This window comes from Brachybacterium sp. UNK5269, from assembly GCF_049266655.1.
GTDB lineage: Bacteria > Actinomycetota > Actinomycetes > Actinomycetales > Dermabacteraceae > Brachybacterium.
In genome coordinates, this window is record NZ_CP184883.1 from 3,047,087 (window position 1) to 3,059,772 (window position 12,686).

Annotated in this window: 11 protein-coding genes; 7 read left to right on the forward strand and 4 right to left on the reverse strand. The window is 74.6% G+C overall.

What is annotated here, in order from left to right; translation table 11 throughout:
• Positions 1 to 32: 32 nt before the first annotated feature.
• Positions 33 to 776 (forward strand): hypothetical protein, encoded by a 744-nt coding sequence (locus ACOJUI_RS14235; RefSeq protein WP_422115594.1) that lies wholly within the window; start codon positions 33 to 35, stop codon positions 774 to 776.
• A 56-nt stretch (positions 777 to 832) separates the two neighbouring features.
• Here the strand turns inward: ACOJUI_RS14235 and ACOJUI_RS14240 are convergent, their stop codons facing one another.
• The 3 genes from ACOJUI_RS14240 to tgt are packed head-to-tail and all read right to left on the reverse strand — an operon-like array spanning position 833 to position 3,727.
• Positions 833 to 1,822: a PQQ-binding-like beta-propeller repeat protein gene (locus ACOJUI_RS14240; protein ID WP_422115595.1), complete on the reverse strand. Its 990-nt coding sequence runs from the start codon at positions 1,820 to 1,822 to the stop codon at positions 833 to 835.
• Positions 1,819 to 2,418: a hypothetical protein gene (locus ACOJUI_RS14245; protein WP_422115596.1), complete on the reverse strand. Its 600-nt coding sequence runs from the start codon at positions 2,416 to 2,418 to the stop codon at positions 1,819 to 1,821. Before ACOJUI_RS14245 ends, ACOJUI_RS14240 begins: the two co-directional genes overlap by 4 nt.
• Before the next feature lie 7 nt (positions 2,419 to 2,425).
• Positions 2,426 to 3,727, reverse strand: coding sequence for a tRNA guanosine(34) transglycosylase Tgt (tgt, locus tag ACOJUI_RS14250; RefSeq protein WP_422115597.1), 1,302 nt, complete (start codon positions 3,725 to 3,727; stop codon positions 2,426 to 2,428).
• A gap of 312 nt (positions 3,728 to 4,039) precedes the next feature.
• On the opposite strand from tgt, the gene ACOJUI_RS14255 reads away from it, so the two are divergent.
• From ACOJUI_RS14255 to ACOJUI_RS14280, 6 genes are all read left to right on the forward strand, one after another.
• Entirely contained in the window at positions 4,040 to 6,451 is a 2,412-nt protein-coding gene (locus ACOJUI_RS14255) for an acyltransferase family protein (protein ID WP_422115598.1), read from the forward strand.
• An 83-nt stretch (positions 6,452 to 6,534) separates the two neighbouring features.
• The gene (locus tag ACOJUI_RS14260) at positions 6,535 to 8,556 is read left to right on the forward strand and encodes a DUF6541 family protein (RefSeq protein WP_422115599.1); all 2,022 of its coding nucleotides are present in this window, start codon (positions 6,535 to 6,537) and stop codon (positions 8,554 to 8,556) included.
• Positions 8,553 to 9,872: a M18 family aminopeptidase gene (locus ACOJUI_RS14265; RefSeq protein WP_422115600.1), complete on the forward strand. Its 1,320-nt coding sequence runs from the start codon at positions 8,553 to 8,555 to the stop codon at positions 9,870 to 9,872. Before ACOJUI_RS14260 ends, ACOJUI_RS14265 begins: the two co-directional genes overlap by 4 nt.
• Positions 9,873 to 9,888: 16 nt before the next feature.
• The gene (locus ACOJUI_RS14270; RefSeq protein WP_422115601.1) at positions 9,889 to 10,710 is read left to right on the forward strand and encodes an acyltransferase family protein; all 822 of its coding nucleotides are present in this window, start codon (positions 9,889 to 9,891) and stop codon (positions 10,708 to 10,710) included.
• 61 nt (positions 10,711 to 10,771) lie between these two features.
• The gene (locus ACOJUI_RS14275) at positions 10,772 to 11,251 is read left to right on the forward strand and encodes an acyltransferase family protein (RefSeq protein ID WP_422115602.1); all 480 of its coding nucleotides are present in this window, start codon (positions 10,772 to 10,774) and stop codon (positions 11,249 to 11,251) included.
• A 424-nt stretch (positions 11,252 to 11,675) separates the two neighbouring features.
• Positions 11,676 to 11,813, forward strand: a complete 138-nt coding sequence (locus ACOJUI_RS14280; RefSeq protein WP_422115603.1) for a hypothetical protein — start codon at positions 11,676 to 11,678, stop codon at positions 11,811 to 11,813.
• Positions 11,814 to 12,030: 217 nt separating this feature from the next.
• Here the strand turns inward: ACOJUI_RS14280 and ACOJUI_RS14285 are convergent, their stop codons facing one another.
• Positions 12,031 to 12,300: a hypothetical protein gene (locus ACOJUI_RS14285; protein WP_422115604.1), complete on the reverse strand. Its 270-nt coding sequence runs from the start codon at positions 12,298 to 12,300 to the stop codon at positions 12,031 to 12,033.
• Positions 12,301 to 12,686 lie beyond the last annotated feature (386 nt).

Genomic DNA, 12,686 nt, shown 5'->3' on the forward strand with positions numbered 1-12,686 from the left:
ACGTCACGACGACGCAGCGCAGAGGGAGAAGCATGACTCAGGGGTACGGACCGGATCAGGGACAGCAGGGGCAGCAGAGCGGGTGGGGGCAGGACGGGCAGAACCCGCCGTCCGCGCCGCAGCCGCAGTGGGGCGCCCCGGGGCAGGCCTCGCCGGCTCCGCAGCCGCAGTGGGGACAGGCCTCGCCGACTCCGGCACCGGGCGGCGCCGCCCAGGGCTCCGGCTACCCGGGTGCGAGCGGAGCACCGCAGTTCGTCCCCGGTGACGGCGTGAACTGGCGGCGGGTGAAGCTGATCGGTCAGCTGCTGCTGATCGGCGTGGCCGTGCTGCTGCTGGTCCGGCTCGGCATGAGCCTGGCCTCGTTCCTGATGGCCCCCGACATGGCCGCGGATCCGCTCGAGTCCGGGCCCGGCGCCGTCGCCCTCGGCAGCTCGCTCGCGACCATCGTGCTGGCCCTGACGAACCTGGTGGTCAGCCTCGCGGTGCTGGGCCTGGGCATCGCCGCCGCCGTGATGGGACGGGGCCGGGCGCGCACCGGCGGCATCGTGGTCGCCGTCGCCGTCGTGGCCTCGGTGGTCCTGTTCTGGATCATGGCCTTCGTGGTCGCGATCATCCTGGCCGCGCTCGGGATGATCGACGGCTCCGGTGCGATCTCCGTCGACGGCTACCGCATCAACTCCGTGATCGAAGCGATCCGGCAGCTGGTGATGGTCGCCGTGATGGCCTTCGGTGCGTACCTCGTGCACAGCACCGCGACGAAGCGCCTGTCGGCCTGACCTCGTCCTCCGCGCACCGCGCCCCGGTCCTTCCTCGAGGGCCGGGGCGCGGTGCGTCACGGGCCCAGCAGCAGGCTGTGCCCGTCGGCGGTAACCAGTGCGCGGCCGCCGCCGACGGGGTGCACGGCGTCGACCTGGTCGGCCAGGACGGTCTCCACGACCACCGCGCCGCGGTCCGCGTCGATGACCCGCAGGCGCTGCGCCCCGCGGGGTGCGAGCGGTCGCTGACGGGCCGCCGGGTCCAGCACCACCGCGGTGCCCGCCGCCAGGCTCCCCCGCACGCCCGCGTCCGTGGGCAGCGGCAGGGTCCAGGCGTCGGCGCCGTCGGCGGTGTCGTAGGCGACCAGCTGCCCGGCCTGGTTGGTCACGATCATCCGGGCGCCGTCGATGCCCAGCCGGGCGGTGAAGGTCGACGCCCACGCCCCCTGGTCGGCGCCGGGGGCGGTCCACGCCGCGCGGTGCTCGGAGGCGACGATCTCGCCGACCGTCGCCGTGCCCGCCTCGGTGCCGGTGGCGAGGACCCGGCCCTGGTCCAGGCGCACCGACCAGTCCCCGCCCGGCGAGGCCTGCGACTGCCAGAGCCGCTCGCCGGCGCGGAAGGCGGCCGCCCGCAGGGCGCCGTCGGGCGCGGAGCACACGGTCAGCACGAGGGGCACCGGCTGCAGCGGGTCCAGGGCGCGCGGGGGCTCGCCGGTGACCGTGATGCGGCACGGGTCCTCGGGGGCGGCGAGGATCCGGCCGACGGGGAATCCGGTCGCGGCATCGAGCTGGATCCAGCCCTGGGCGGGGTCGAAGCGCAGCGGCACGGCCGGCAGCACCCCGGTAGCGCGGGCGGCGTCGAGCGGGCCGGGCGGCCGGTCGGGGCGGGCGGGCACCTCGATCCCGGCCGGGTCGATGCCGCGGGCCGCGGCGGTGTCGCCGAGGGTCCACAGCGCCCGGTCCGGCGCGGTGAGGTCGACGCCGCTGAGCTCGCAGAGCTCTCCGGCGCAGCGGCGCAGCACGATGCGGTGGCCGTCCAGGGCCACCGGGACGCCGTCGAGCGTCACGGCCGGGTCGGCCCCGGCGGGGGCGGGGCGCCGGCGGAGTCCGCGGGCAGCACCGTCGTGGCGCCGTCGCGGACGTGGACCAGACGGGCGCCGTCGGCGGAGAGGGCCACCAAGTCCGCGGGGGCCGCATCGAGCCGGCGCACCCCGGTGGCGTCCAGCAGCTCGGCATCGCCCGCGGCCCGGCGCACCAGCACCGGCGCCGCGGGGTCGGGCAGGGAGTGGACGCGGTCGCCCTCCGCGAGGGCGGCGATCCGCACCGCGGCGAGGTCCGCGAGCGCGGGCGGGCGGGTGGCGAGCACGGCGGGGACGGTGAGCGCGAGGGCCGCCGCCCCGGCGACCGCGGCGGCCAGGGACCGGCGCGGTCGGCCCCGGGCTCCGGTCACGGCGAGCGCCGCCGCGCCCAGTCCCGCCCCGGCCAGCGCTCCCGCTGCCAGGCGCAGGGCGCCGCTCAGGAGATGGTCCGCCAGCAGGGCGCCGATGCCCGCGAGGGCGAGCAGCGCCACGGCCGCGGCGAGCGCGGTGACCGGCTCGGGACCCGCCGCCGGCTCGGGGGCCTGCCCCGGCTCCGGGGTCTGCGCGGGCTCCGCCGTGCTCATCGCCGGCTCACCGCGGGGAGCCGTAGTAGGCGCCGGTCGTCTCCTCCCGCAGGGCGTCGAAGTCGCCGCTGTGCAGCGCGGCGCGGATCCGGTCCACCAGGCGCACCACGAAGCGCTCGTTGTGGATCGTGCACAGCGTCGAGGAGAGCATCTCCTTGGCCTTGAACAGGTGGTGGACGTAGGCCGCGGTGTAGTGGGTGCAGGTGTAGCAGTCGCAGGTCTCGTCGATGGGCGCGAACTGGCGGCGGTAGCGGGAGCCGGTGAGGTTCACCCGCCCGCCCGCGGTGTAGACGGCGCTGTTGCGCGCCACCCGCGACGGCGAGACGCAGTCGAAGGTGTCGGCGCCGGCGGCGATCGCGACGAACAGGTCGTCGACCTCGCTGATGCCGAGCAGGTGGCGGGGCTTGGCCTCCGGGAGCTCCTCGCAGACCCAGCCGACGATGGTGCCGAGGTTCTCCTTCTCGAGCGCGCCCCCGATGCCGAAGCCGTCGAAGGACCAGCCGTCGACCTCCATCGCCCCCAGGTCCCGGGCCGCCGTGCGGCGCAGGTCCTCGTACTGGGCGCCCTGGATCACGCCCCACAGCTGCTGGTAGGGCCGATGGGTGCGCTCCGCGGTGAGGCGGGCGTGCTCGGCCAGGCAGCGCAGCGCCCACCGCCGGGTGCGCTCGAGCGCCTGCTCCTGGTAGGCGCGGGAGTTCATCAGCGTGGTCAGCTCGTCGAAGGCGAACATGATGTCGGCCCCGAGCCCGTGCTGGATCTGCATCGAGACCTCGGGGGTGAACCGGTGCACGTCGCCGTTGAGGAAGGAGCGGAAGCTGACGCCGTCGTCGTCGACGTGCGCGAGGCGCTCCTTGCCCGCGGCGACGTCGTCGTCCTCCCCGGAGGCGGTGCGGGCCTTCTCCCCGCCGGAGAACTCGCTCGAGAGCACCTTCTTGAATCCCGCGCCGAGGCTCATCACCTGGAACCCGCCGGAGTCGGTGAAGGTGGGGCCGGGCCAGTTCATGAAGGCCCCCAGTCCGCCGGCCTCGTCGACCAGCTCGTGGCCGGGCTGGAGGTACAGGTGGTAGGCATTGGCCAGCAGCGCCTGCGCCCCCAGCTCGCTCATCGACTCCGGCAGCACCGACTTCACGGTGGCCTTGGTGCCCACCGGCACGAAGGCCGGCGTCTCGATCACCCCGTGGGGGGTGGTGAGGATCCCGGCGCGGGCACGGCGGCCCTGCCGGGCGACGATCTCGAACCCGACGTCCGAGGGGGAGGGCGGGGCGGCAGGGTGAGCAGGGCCGGCGGGGTCAGCACTCTGAGCGGTCACCGGCCCATGGTCCCACGCGGCGAGCCCGCGCCCGCTCCCGGGGGGCACCGCCCGCACCGGCCGGCCGGAGGCGATCAACTAGTATCCACGCAGCGCCGCGACCGGGAGCACAGCCCTCACGGCGCACCACGGACGTCGGCAGCGTGGAAGGGGATCACGATCAGCTCGCCCAGCGATCCGCCGCGCCAGCGAGGAGCAGGCCGCCGCGCGCGCCCCCTCGGCGAGGAGGAGCTGGCCCGGCAGCGGGCGATCGCCCGCGCCCTGGCCGAGCAGGGCGCCCTGGACGCAGCGGCCCCGGCGCCGGAGTACTCCTTGGAGCAGCCCGGCGCGGTTGCCGCCGAAGACCTCTCGGACTGGACCCAGGAGCCCGAGCCGGCACCGGCCCCCGCGCAGTTTCCGGAACGGATCCCCCGTCCCCCTGCCTCCGATCTCTCGTCCTGGATCACGGGTGCGCTGCCCACCCGGAGCTCGTCCCTCGACGACTGGGTGCAGGGCCCCGTCGAGCAGCACGCCGAACGGGAGGCGGAGGACGCCTGGTCCACCGCCGGCTCCGTCTCCGGCACCTGGCGTCCGGACGGCGAACGTCGTCGCTCCCGCAGCGAGCAGGCCTCCCCCGTCGGCGCTCCCGAGACGCCCCCGGCCACCTCGGGAGCCGCGACCGCCCCGGACCCGCAGCGCTCCCGGCCCGCCTTCCGCCGCGAGCTGCATGGTCTGCGGGCCCTCGCGCTGGGACTGGTGGCGGTCTACCACATCTGGCTCGGCCGGGTCTCGGGAGGCGTGGACGTCTTCCTGTTCCTCTCGGCCTTCTTCCTCACCGGCACCTTCGTGCGGCGCCTGGAGAGCGGGCGCCCGCTGGGGGTTCCCCGGTACTGGCTGCACACCTTCAAGCGCCTGATGCCGCCCGCGGCGGTGACGATCCTGCTGTCCCTGGCGGCGACCGCTGCATTCCTGCCGGCCTCGATGTGGCAGACGGTGATGCAGGAGGCCGTCGCCTCGGCCCTCTACCTGCAGAACGCGCTGCTGGTGGCGCTGCAGGTCGATTACCACGCCCGGGACGCAAGCGCCGCCTCCCCGCTGCAGCACTTCTGGTCGCTCAGCGTCCAGGGGCAGGCCTTCGTGGTGTGGCCGCTGCTGTTCCTGCTGGTCGCGCGGCGGGCCCGGGCCGGGAAGCCGGTGCGACGCCCCCTGGTCGCGCTGGTCCTGCTGATCGCTGCGGCGTCCCTGACCTGGTCGGTCATCTCCACCCAGTCCCAGCAGCAGATCGCCTACTTCGACACCGCCGCCCGGCTGTGGGAGTTCGCCGCCGGTTCCCTGCTCGCCCTGGTGCTGCCGGTGCTGGACCGGCTCACCGGCGCCCGCCGACCCGAGGACGAGACGCCGCCGCGTCTGCGCACCGCACGGGCCCTGACCGGCTGGCTGGGCATCCTCGCGCTGCTGGCCTGCGGGATCTTGGTGGACGTGTCCTCGATGTTCCCGGGCTGGATCGCGATCTGGCCGCTCGCGGCGGCGGGCGCCGTGGTGGTCGCCGGGCACTCGGGTCGGCGCTGGGGCGTGGACGCCCTGCTCTCGACCCGGCCCGCCGCCTTCATCGGCGACATCTCCTACGCCCTGTACCTGGTCCACTGGCCGATCCTGGTGATCTGGTTGCACCGCAGCGGGCAGGAGCGCGCGGGGGTGCTGGACGGTCTGGCGGTGCTGACCGCTTCGGTGCTGCTGGCCTGGCTGGTGACCCGGGCGGTCGACGCCCCGGTGCGGCGCGCGCAGTGGCTCGAGGCGAAGCCGTGGCGCGCGCTCGCCGCGATCGCGGCGAGCGTCGCGCTGGTGGCGGGCGCGGCCGGAGGCTGGTGGACCGTGCTGCAGCGCGGGTCGGTCACCCCGCCGACCGCGGAGGGTCCCGCGCTCGCGACCGACGAGATCGCGACCGTCGCTCCCGCGGCGGTGCGCCCCTACGGCTGGGAGCTCGGGGACCAGTGGCCGACCCTGCCCGAGCGCTGCGGCGGACGGTGGGCGCCGGCCTCCGGCTTCCCCCATGTCACCTGCCAGCAGCTGCTGCCCGGTGACGCCGCCGCCGAGGAGACCATCGTGGTGGTGGGCAGCTCGCATTCCCGGCAGTACGTCCCCGCCCTGCTGCCCACCGCCGAGGCCCGCGGCGCGCAGGTGGTGAGCCTGTCCATGGACGGCTGCGGCTTCCTGGCCGGCACCGAGCGCGACCCCTACTGCGCGGGCTACGACGAGTACGTGCTGTCCTACCTTGATGCGGTCCAGCCCGACACGGTGCTGACCACGGTCACCCGTAGCGTGCCGGACTCCGCCGCGGAGACCCTGCCCGCGGGCACCGAGGGAGCCGTCCAGGTGCTGCTGGACCGGGGCATCGACGTGATCGCCGCCCGCGACACCCCGCGCTGGGAGCAGGACCAGTACCAGTGCGCCGAGGCCGCGCTCGAGGCCGGCGGCACCCCACAGGACGCCGATGACGCCTGCGGCGCCGAGGTCGAGCAGAAGCTCGCCCCCGCCAACCCGGCCGCGCCGCTCGCGGGCCTCACCGGCCCGGGCTCGCAGGTCGTCCTGCTCGACCTCACCGCGCAGATGTGCCCCGCGGGGCGCTGCGCACCGGTGCTCGGCGACGTCTACGTGTACATGGACGACAACCATCTCAGCAGACTGTTCGTCGAGGAGTCACTCACCCCGACGGTGACCCGCCGCCTCGCGCAGGTCAGCGGCTGACGGAGCGGAACCTCCGCGGGGGCTAGCATGTGCCCGACCATGGAGCGCCCAGCGCCCGACCGACCGGAAGCAGGTGCACCCGCGTGGATGCTCTAAGGGTGCTCGCCGCGCTGGGCGCCGGAATCGTCGTCCTCGGGGGTCCCGGCCTGCCGGCAGTCCTGGCTCTGCGGCTGCGCCCGCTGACGGGCGTCGCGGCCGTGGTCCCGCTCTCCCTGCTGCTGCTCACCATCGCCGCCGAGCTGGGCCATCTGCTCGCCGTGCGCTGGACGTTCCTGTCGCCGCTGGTGCTCGCCCTGGTGCTGGGCGCCGTGCTGTGGCCGGTGGGGCGCGGTCGCCGCAGCCGCTCCCGCACCCGATCGGAGGCCGCTGGACGCGCCGACGACGCAGGCGATCCCGCACCGGACGAGGACCTCACCCGCGTCGAGCGGTTCCTGGCGACCCCGCGCGGGCGTGCCGCGGCGATCCTCACCGGCCTGGCCATCGGCGGCGGGGTGATCCTGGCGCGCGCCCTGTCCATGATGGGATCGATCCTCGCGATCAGCCAGACCTACGACAACGTCTTCCACCTCAACGCGGTCCGCCACATCCTGCGCCATGGCGACGGCTCGGCGTGGGTGGTCGGGGGGATGACCGCCCTGCCGGGCAACGAGTCCTACTACCCCTCGCTGTGGCATCAGGCGGTGAGCCTGGTGGTGCAGCTGTCCGGGCAGGAGATCATCCTCGCCTCGAACGTGCTCATGCTGCTGGTCGCCGTGGTGGTGTGGCCGGTGGGCCTGGTGACCCTGGTGCGCACCTGCACCTCGAGCGGTCCCCTGGGCTGGATGGTGGCCGGCGCCCTGGCCGGGGTCACCGCCGCGTTCCCGCTCTCGCTGATGTCCTGGGGGCTGCTGCTGCCCTACTTCCTGTCCATGGCGCTGATGCCGCTGGTCATCACCGCCATCGCGCACCTCGCGGGGGTGGTCCCCGCCGCCCGGCGCCTGAGCCCCGGGCAGCTGGCGGTGCTGCTGCCCGCCGCGTGCGGCGCAGCGGCCCTGGCCCACCCGCAGGGCGTGTTCGTGGGCATGGTGCTGGGACTCCCGATCCTGGTGTGGGCGACGCTGCTGCGGGGACGCGACCTGCTCGCACGCGTCCCCGGGGCGTGGGCCCGACTGTGGCCGCTCGCCACCTTGAGCGTGGTCGCCGTGGCCGGCTCCGCGGCGGTGTGGACCCGGCTGCGACCGTCGCAGGGCTCCGCGGTGTGGGAGCCGAACGCCTCCGTCCAGGAGGCGCTCGGGCAGGCTGTCTCGCTGACTCCCAACGCCACCCCCGCCTGGCTCCCGCTAGGACTGGTGATGCTGGGGTGCGCGGCCGCGGTGCTGCTCGGCACCCGGTCCCGCTGGCTGCTGGCCGTCTGGGCGCCGGCGGTGGCCATGTCGGTGATCACCCGCAGCGCACCGGTGGGCGACCTCCGGTACCTCCTGACCGGCCCCTGGTACAGCGACAACTACCGGGTTACCGCGATGATCGCGGTCGCCGCGATCCCGGTGCTGGCCGTGGGCACCGAGGTGCTGCTGCGCCGGGCGGCGCGATCCCTGCCGATGCTGCGCGGGGCCGCCGTCGCCGTCGCCGTGACCCTCGCCGTGCTCGCCCTCAGCCTGTTCTCACCCAGCACTCAGGTCAACGAGAATCTGGTGGCGGAATGGCAGTCCGAGGACCTGCTCTCGGACGATGAGCGGGAGCTGCTCGAGCGGCTGCCCGAGGTGGTGCCCGAGGACGCGGTCATCGCGACCAACGCCTGGAACGGCAGCTCGCTCGCGTACGCGATCTCGGACCGGGAGGTGCTCAACACCTACATGGGCTTCCAGGCGGAGCCCGAGGTGCACCTGCTCAACGCCGAGCTCGACGAGGCGCGCAGCAACCCGGAGGTGTGCGACGCCGCCGAGCAGCTGGACGTCGAGTACGCCCTGGACTTCGGTCCGCAGGAGATCCATGGGCGCAGCGCCACCTACACCGGGCTCAACGAGATCTCCGAGACCGGCGCCGCCGAGGTGGTGCTGCAGGTGGGCGACGCCAAGCTGCTGCGCATGCTGCCGTGCCGCGGCACCGATGGTTCAATGAACCGGTGAACCCGTTCTCCGTCACCGCCCCCTCGCCTCGTGCCCGCTCCGCCGCGCTCGACCTCGGGGAGTTCGTCACCGCCTCGCCGTCGAGCTTCCATGCGGCCCGGGAGGCGGCGCGGCGCCTGGAGGATGCCGGGTTCACCGCGCTGCGCGAGACCGACCCGTGGGAGGCAGATGATGTTGCCGGTGACCATTTCGTAGTGCGCGACGGCTCACTGATCGCGTGGTCCGCCCCCGCGGGCGCGGACACCGCGAGCCCCTTTCGGATCGTCGGCTCCCACACCGATTCCCCCGCCCTGAAGCTCAAGCCGAACCCGCAGCTCGGCGCCGAGGGCCTCGCCCAGGTGGGGGTCGAGATCTACGGCGGCCCGCTGCTGAACTCCTGGCTGGACCGTGAGCTGCGCCTGGCCGGTCGCCTCGCCCTGACCGGCGGCGCCACCGTCCTGGTGGACACCCCGGGCATCCTGCGCGTCCCCCAGCTCGCCGTGCACCTGGACCGGGCAGTGACCAAGGACGGCCTGCAGCTGGATCCGCAGCGCCATCTGCAGCCGATCATCGGCTTCTCCCCGGTCGACGTGCTGGAGGTGCTCGCCCACCACGCGGGCGTCGCCCGCCGGGAGATCGTGGGGCTGGACGTGGTGACCGTCGACGCCCAGGCCCCCGCCCTGTTCGGCGCCGACGAGGAGTTCCTGGCCTCGGGCCGGCTGGACAACCTCACCTCGGTGCACGCCGAGGTGGAGGCCCTGATCACGGTCGCCGGCGGCGCGCGGAGGGCTCCGGCCGCGGGTCCCGCCCCGATCGCGCTGATGGTCGCCAATGACCATGAGGAGGTCGGCTCGGCCTCCCGCTCGGGCGCCGCCGGGCCGTTCCTCGAGGACGTGCTGGTGCGTCTGCACGCCGCTCTCGGCGGCGACGAGTCCTCCCGCCGCCGCGTGTTCGCCTCCTCGATGGTGCTCTCGGCCGACGCGGGCCACGCCGCCCACCCCAACTATCCCGAGCGGCACGATCCGGTGACCCGGCCCCGCCTGGGCGCGGGACCGATGCTGAAGATCAATGCGCAGCAGCGGTACGCGACCGACGGCGTCGGGGTGGCCGCCTTCGTCGCCGCCTGCGAGGCCGCCGGGGTGCCCCATCAGCACTTCGTCTCCCACAACGCCATGCCCTGCGGGTCGACCATCGGTCCGATCACCGCGACCCGGCTGGGGATGACCACGATCGACGTCGGCATCGCCCTGCTGTCCATGCACTCCGCCCGTGAGATGTGCGCGAGCGCCGACCCGCTGCTGCTGCAGCAGGCCTGCGCGGCGTTCCTGCGCGGCTGAGGGCCCCGCCGCCCTGATGCCCCGTCCCGTCCCCGTCGACCCCCGCCGTCGCCCCGCGGGCGCCGGGCGCTTCCGCCCCGAGCTGCACGGCCTGCGCGGCCTGGCGATCGCCCTGGTGGTGCTCTATCACGTGTTCTTCGACCGGGTCTCCGGCGGGGTGGATGTGTTCCTGTTCCTCTCCGCCTTCTTCCTCACTGGCAGCTTCGTGCGGCGGATCGAGGCCGGGGCGCCGGTGGCGCCGATCGCGTACTGGGCGCGTGCCTTCAAGCGACTGCTGCCGCCCGCGGTGCTGGTCATCCTCGCCACCCTCGCCGGGGTGCGCCTGTTCCTGCCGCCCAGCTCCTGGATGCCGGCGCTCAACAACGCGACCGCCTCGATCCTGCAGGTCGAGAACTGGTTGCTGATCCATCGCGACACCGACTACGAGGCCGCCGCGACGACCGCCACCTCCCCCGCTGCAGCACTTCTGGTCGCTGTCGATCCAGGGCCAGGTGTTCCTGCTGTGACCGCTGCTGTTCGCGCTGTGCGCGGTGGCGTCCGGGCGCCTCCACGCGGCGCCCCGCCGAGTGCTGGTGGTGGTCTTCACCGTCGTCGCGCTCGCGTCCTTCGGCTGGTCGGTCCTCTCGACCGCGAGCCAGCAGGAGATCGCCTACTTCGACACCACCGCCCGGATCTGGGAGTTCGCGGCCGGTTCCTGCTGGCCTGGCGCTGCTGGTGGGCGGACCGCGCGCCGCCGCGCCGCCCATGGCCGGCGCCGCCGCACGTGCGGCCTGGTCCCGGGCGGGTCCTGCCGGGCTGGGCGGGGCCCTCGCGGGGCTGGTCGCCGGCGGCCTGCTGATGGACGCTCGGGCGCTGTTCCCCGGCTGGATCGCCGCCGTGCCGCTGGCCGCGGCGCGCCGGTGTTCCTCGCCGGCACCAGCGGCTCGAGGCTCGGCGCGGATCGCTTGCTGAGCCCCCGGCCCCTCTCCGTCCTCGGCGACGTCAGCTACGGGCTCTACCTCATCCACTGGCCGTTCCTCACCATCACGCTCCGTGGCCAACGAGCGCAATCGGCGGGGCTCCTGCTCGGGGCCCGCATCATCGCCGTCAGCATGGTGCTCGCCTGGCTGCTCACGCGCCTCGTGGACACCCCTATCAGGCGCTGGAGCTGGGCGAACGCCCGCTGCCCGCCGGTGCGGGCTGGTGGTGCCGGTGCTGCTGCTGGCGTCGGCCCGAGGCCGGGGCGCAAGCTCGTCCTCGAGCGAGCGGCCGAGGACGCCGAGCGCCGGGCCGTCGCCGACAACCCCGGCGCCCGGGTCCTGGACCCCGGCTTCACGCCGCACCCCGACGCGAATCCGGAGGCGGCCCCCGCTGCCCACCGCCGCCACCCTGCGCCATGACTGGGAGCACCGGCAGGAGGCCTGCAGCGGGGAGCTCGCCCCGGCGGATCCGGCCGCCGAGCGGCTCGCCGGATGAGCGCCGTGCCCCCGGGCAGGAGGCGCCGGTGATCGTGGGCGTCGGGAACTCCCGGCTCGCGCAGATCACCGGCGCCCTGGCCCCGCTGGCCCAGCGCGAGGGCTGGCCGACTGATCATCCTGCGCACCCCCGGCTGCCCCTTCACCCCGGGCACCCCGCGGTCTTCCGGGGCGGAGTGCGAGGTACAGCGCCCACAACCAGGCCTACCTGGAGCAGCTCACCCCCTGCCGGCGGTGGTGCTGTCCACCACGATTCTGCTCCCGCGCGAGGGCGGGGAGCATCGACCTGGTCCCCGGGACCGCGCAGACCCTCCCCACCCTGGCCGATGAGGGCTTCGGCATCATCGCGATGCGCGACAGCCCGCGCCTGGACGAGGACCCGGTGGCCTGCCTCGAGGAGAAGGCGTCCGCAGGACCTCTGCGCCTGGACCTGCTGCCGGAGCCCCTGACCCGGGGCGCCCGGATTCGACCCTGCTCGACGAGCTGACGCCCGCGGGGACGTGCCCCCGCTGGACGTCAACTGACCTGGTGACCTGCCCGAACGGGGTCTGCCCGCCGATCATCGGAAACGTCCACGTGATGTTGGACGTGGACCACACCACCGCGACCTATGTGGCCTCGGCGGGTGAGGACGACCGACCGGCAGCTCACGGAGGCCGGCTTCGCATGGTGAACGGCGGGCGCTGTCCCCGACTCAGCCCTGCTCAGCCGCCCGCAGCCCGATCGCCCGCACCGCCTCGACGGCGGCCCGTGCGCGCGGGCACGGCCTCGTGGTCGGGGCCGTGATGGCGCTGGGCGTCCTTGAGCAGCTCCTCGACCTGGTAGTACGCGTCATCGAGGTGGCCCGCCTCGGCAGTGGCCTCGGCCAGCTCCGCGCGCAGCTCGATCGCCTCCGGGGCGAGGGGCTCGCCGACAGCGAGCAGATCGAGCAGCCGTCGGGTGGCGTCGTGGACGCGCTGCTGCGGTGTGCTCATCGGGGGCCTCCTGGCGGATGGTGGGGCGTCGATCCTACGGGGGTCGCCCCCCCCCCCCCCCCCCCCCCCCCCCCCCCCCCCCCCCCCCCCCCCCCCCCCCCTCTCTCCCTTTTTCCCCCCCCCCCCCCCCCCCCCCCCCCCCCCCCCGTCGGCGGAAGCGCCGATCCTGACCGGCCCGGCGCAGTAGTCTGAACCGGATATGGAACTCAACCCGTTCGAGGCGCGGCTGCGCATGCTGCAGCAGCTGGACGGCGTCCAGATGCAGCGTGAGGCGGCGCCCGATGAGGAGACCGCTGGCTGCCCGGGGTGCCCGTTCTTCTGGACCTGCCCGGTGCCCCACCGCGGCGAGGAGGTCAGGGCGCCAGAGGAGATCGAGCTCGAGGACG

Coding starts and splice junctions, on each gene's coding strand:
- ACOJUI_RS14245 (WP_422115596.1), bottom strand. CDS start 2,418: ATGAGCACGGCGGAGCCCGCGCAGACCCCGGAGCCGGGGCAGGCCCCC.
- ACOJUI_RS14285 (WP_422115604.1), bottom strand. CDS start 12,300: ATGAGCACACCGCAGCAGCGCGTCCACGACGCCACCCGACGGCTGCTC.
- ACOJUI_RS14235 (WP_422115594.1), top strand. CDS start 33: ATGACTCAGGGGTACGGACCGGATCAGGGACAGCAGGGGCAGCAGAGC.
- ACOJUI_RS14270 (WP_422115601.1), top strand. CDS start 9,889: ATGCCCCGTCCCGTCCCCGTCGACCCCCGCCGTCGCCCCGCGGGCGCC.
- ACOJUI_RS14280 (WP_422115603.1), top strand. CDS start 11,676: ATGCGCGACAGCCCGCGCCTGGACGAGGACCCGGTGGCCTGCCTCGAG.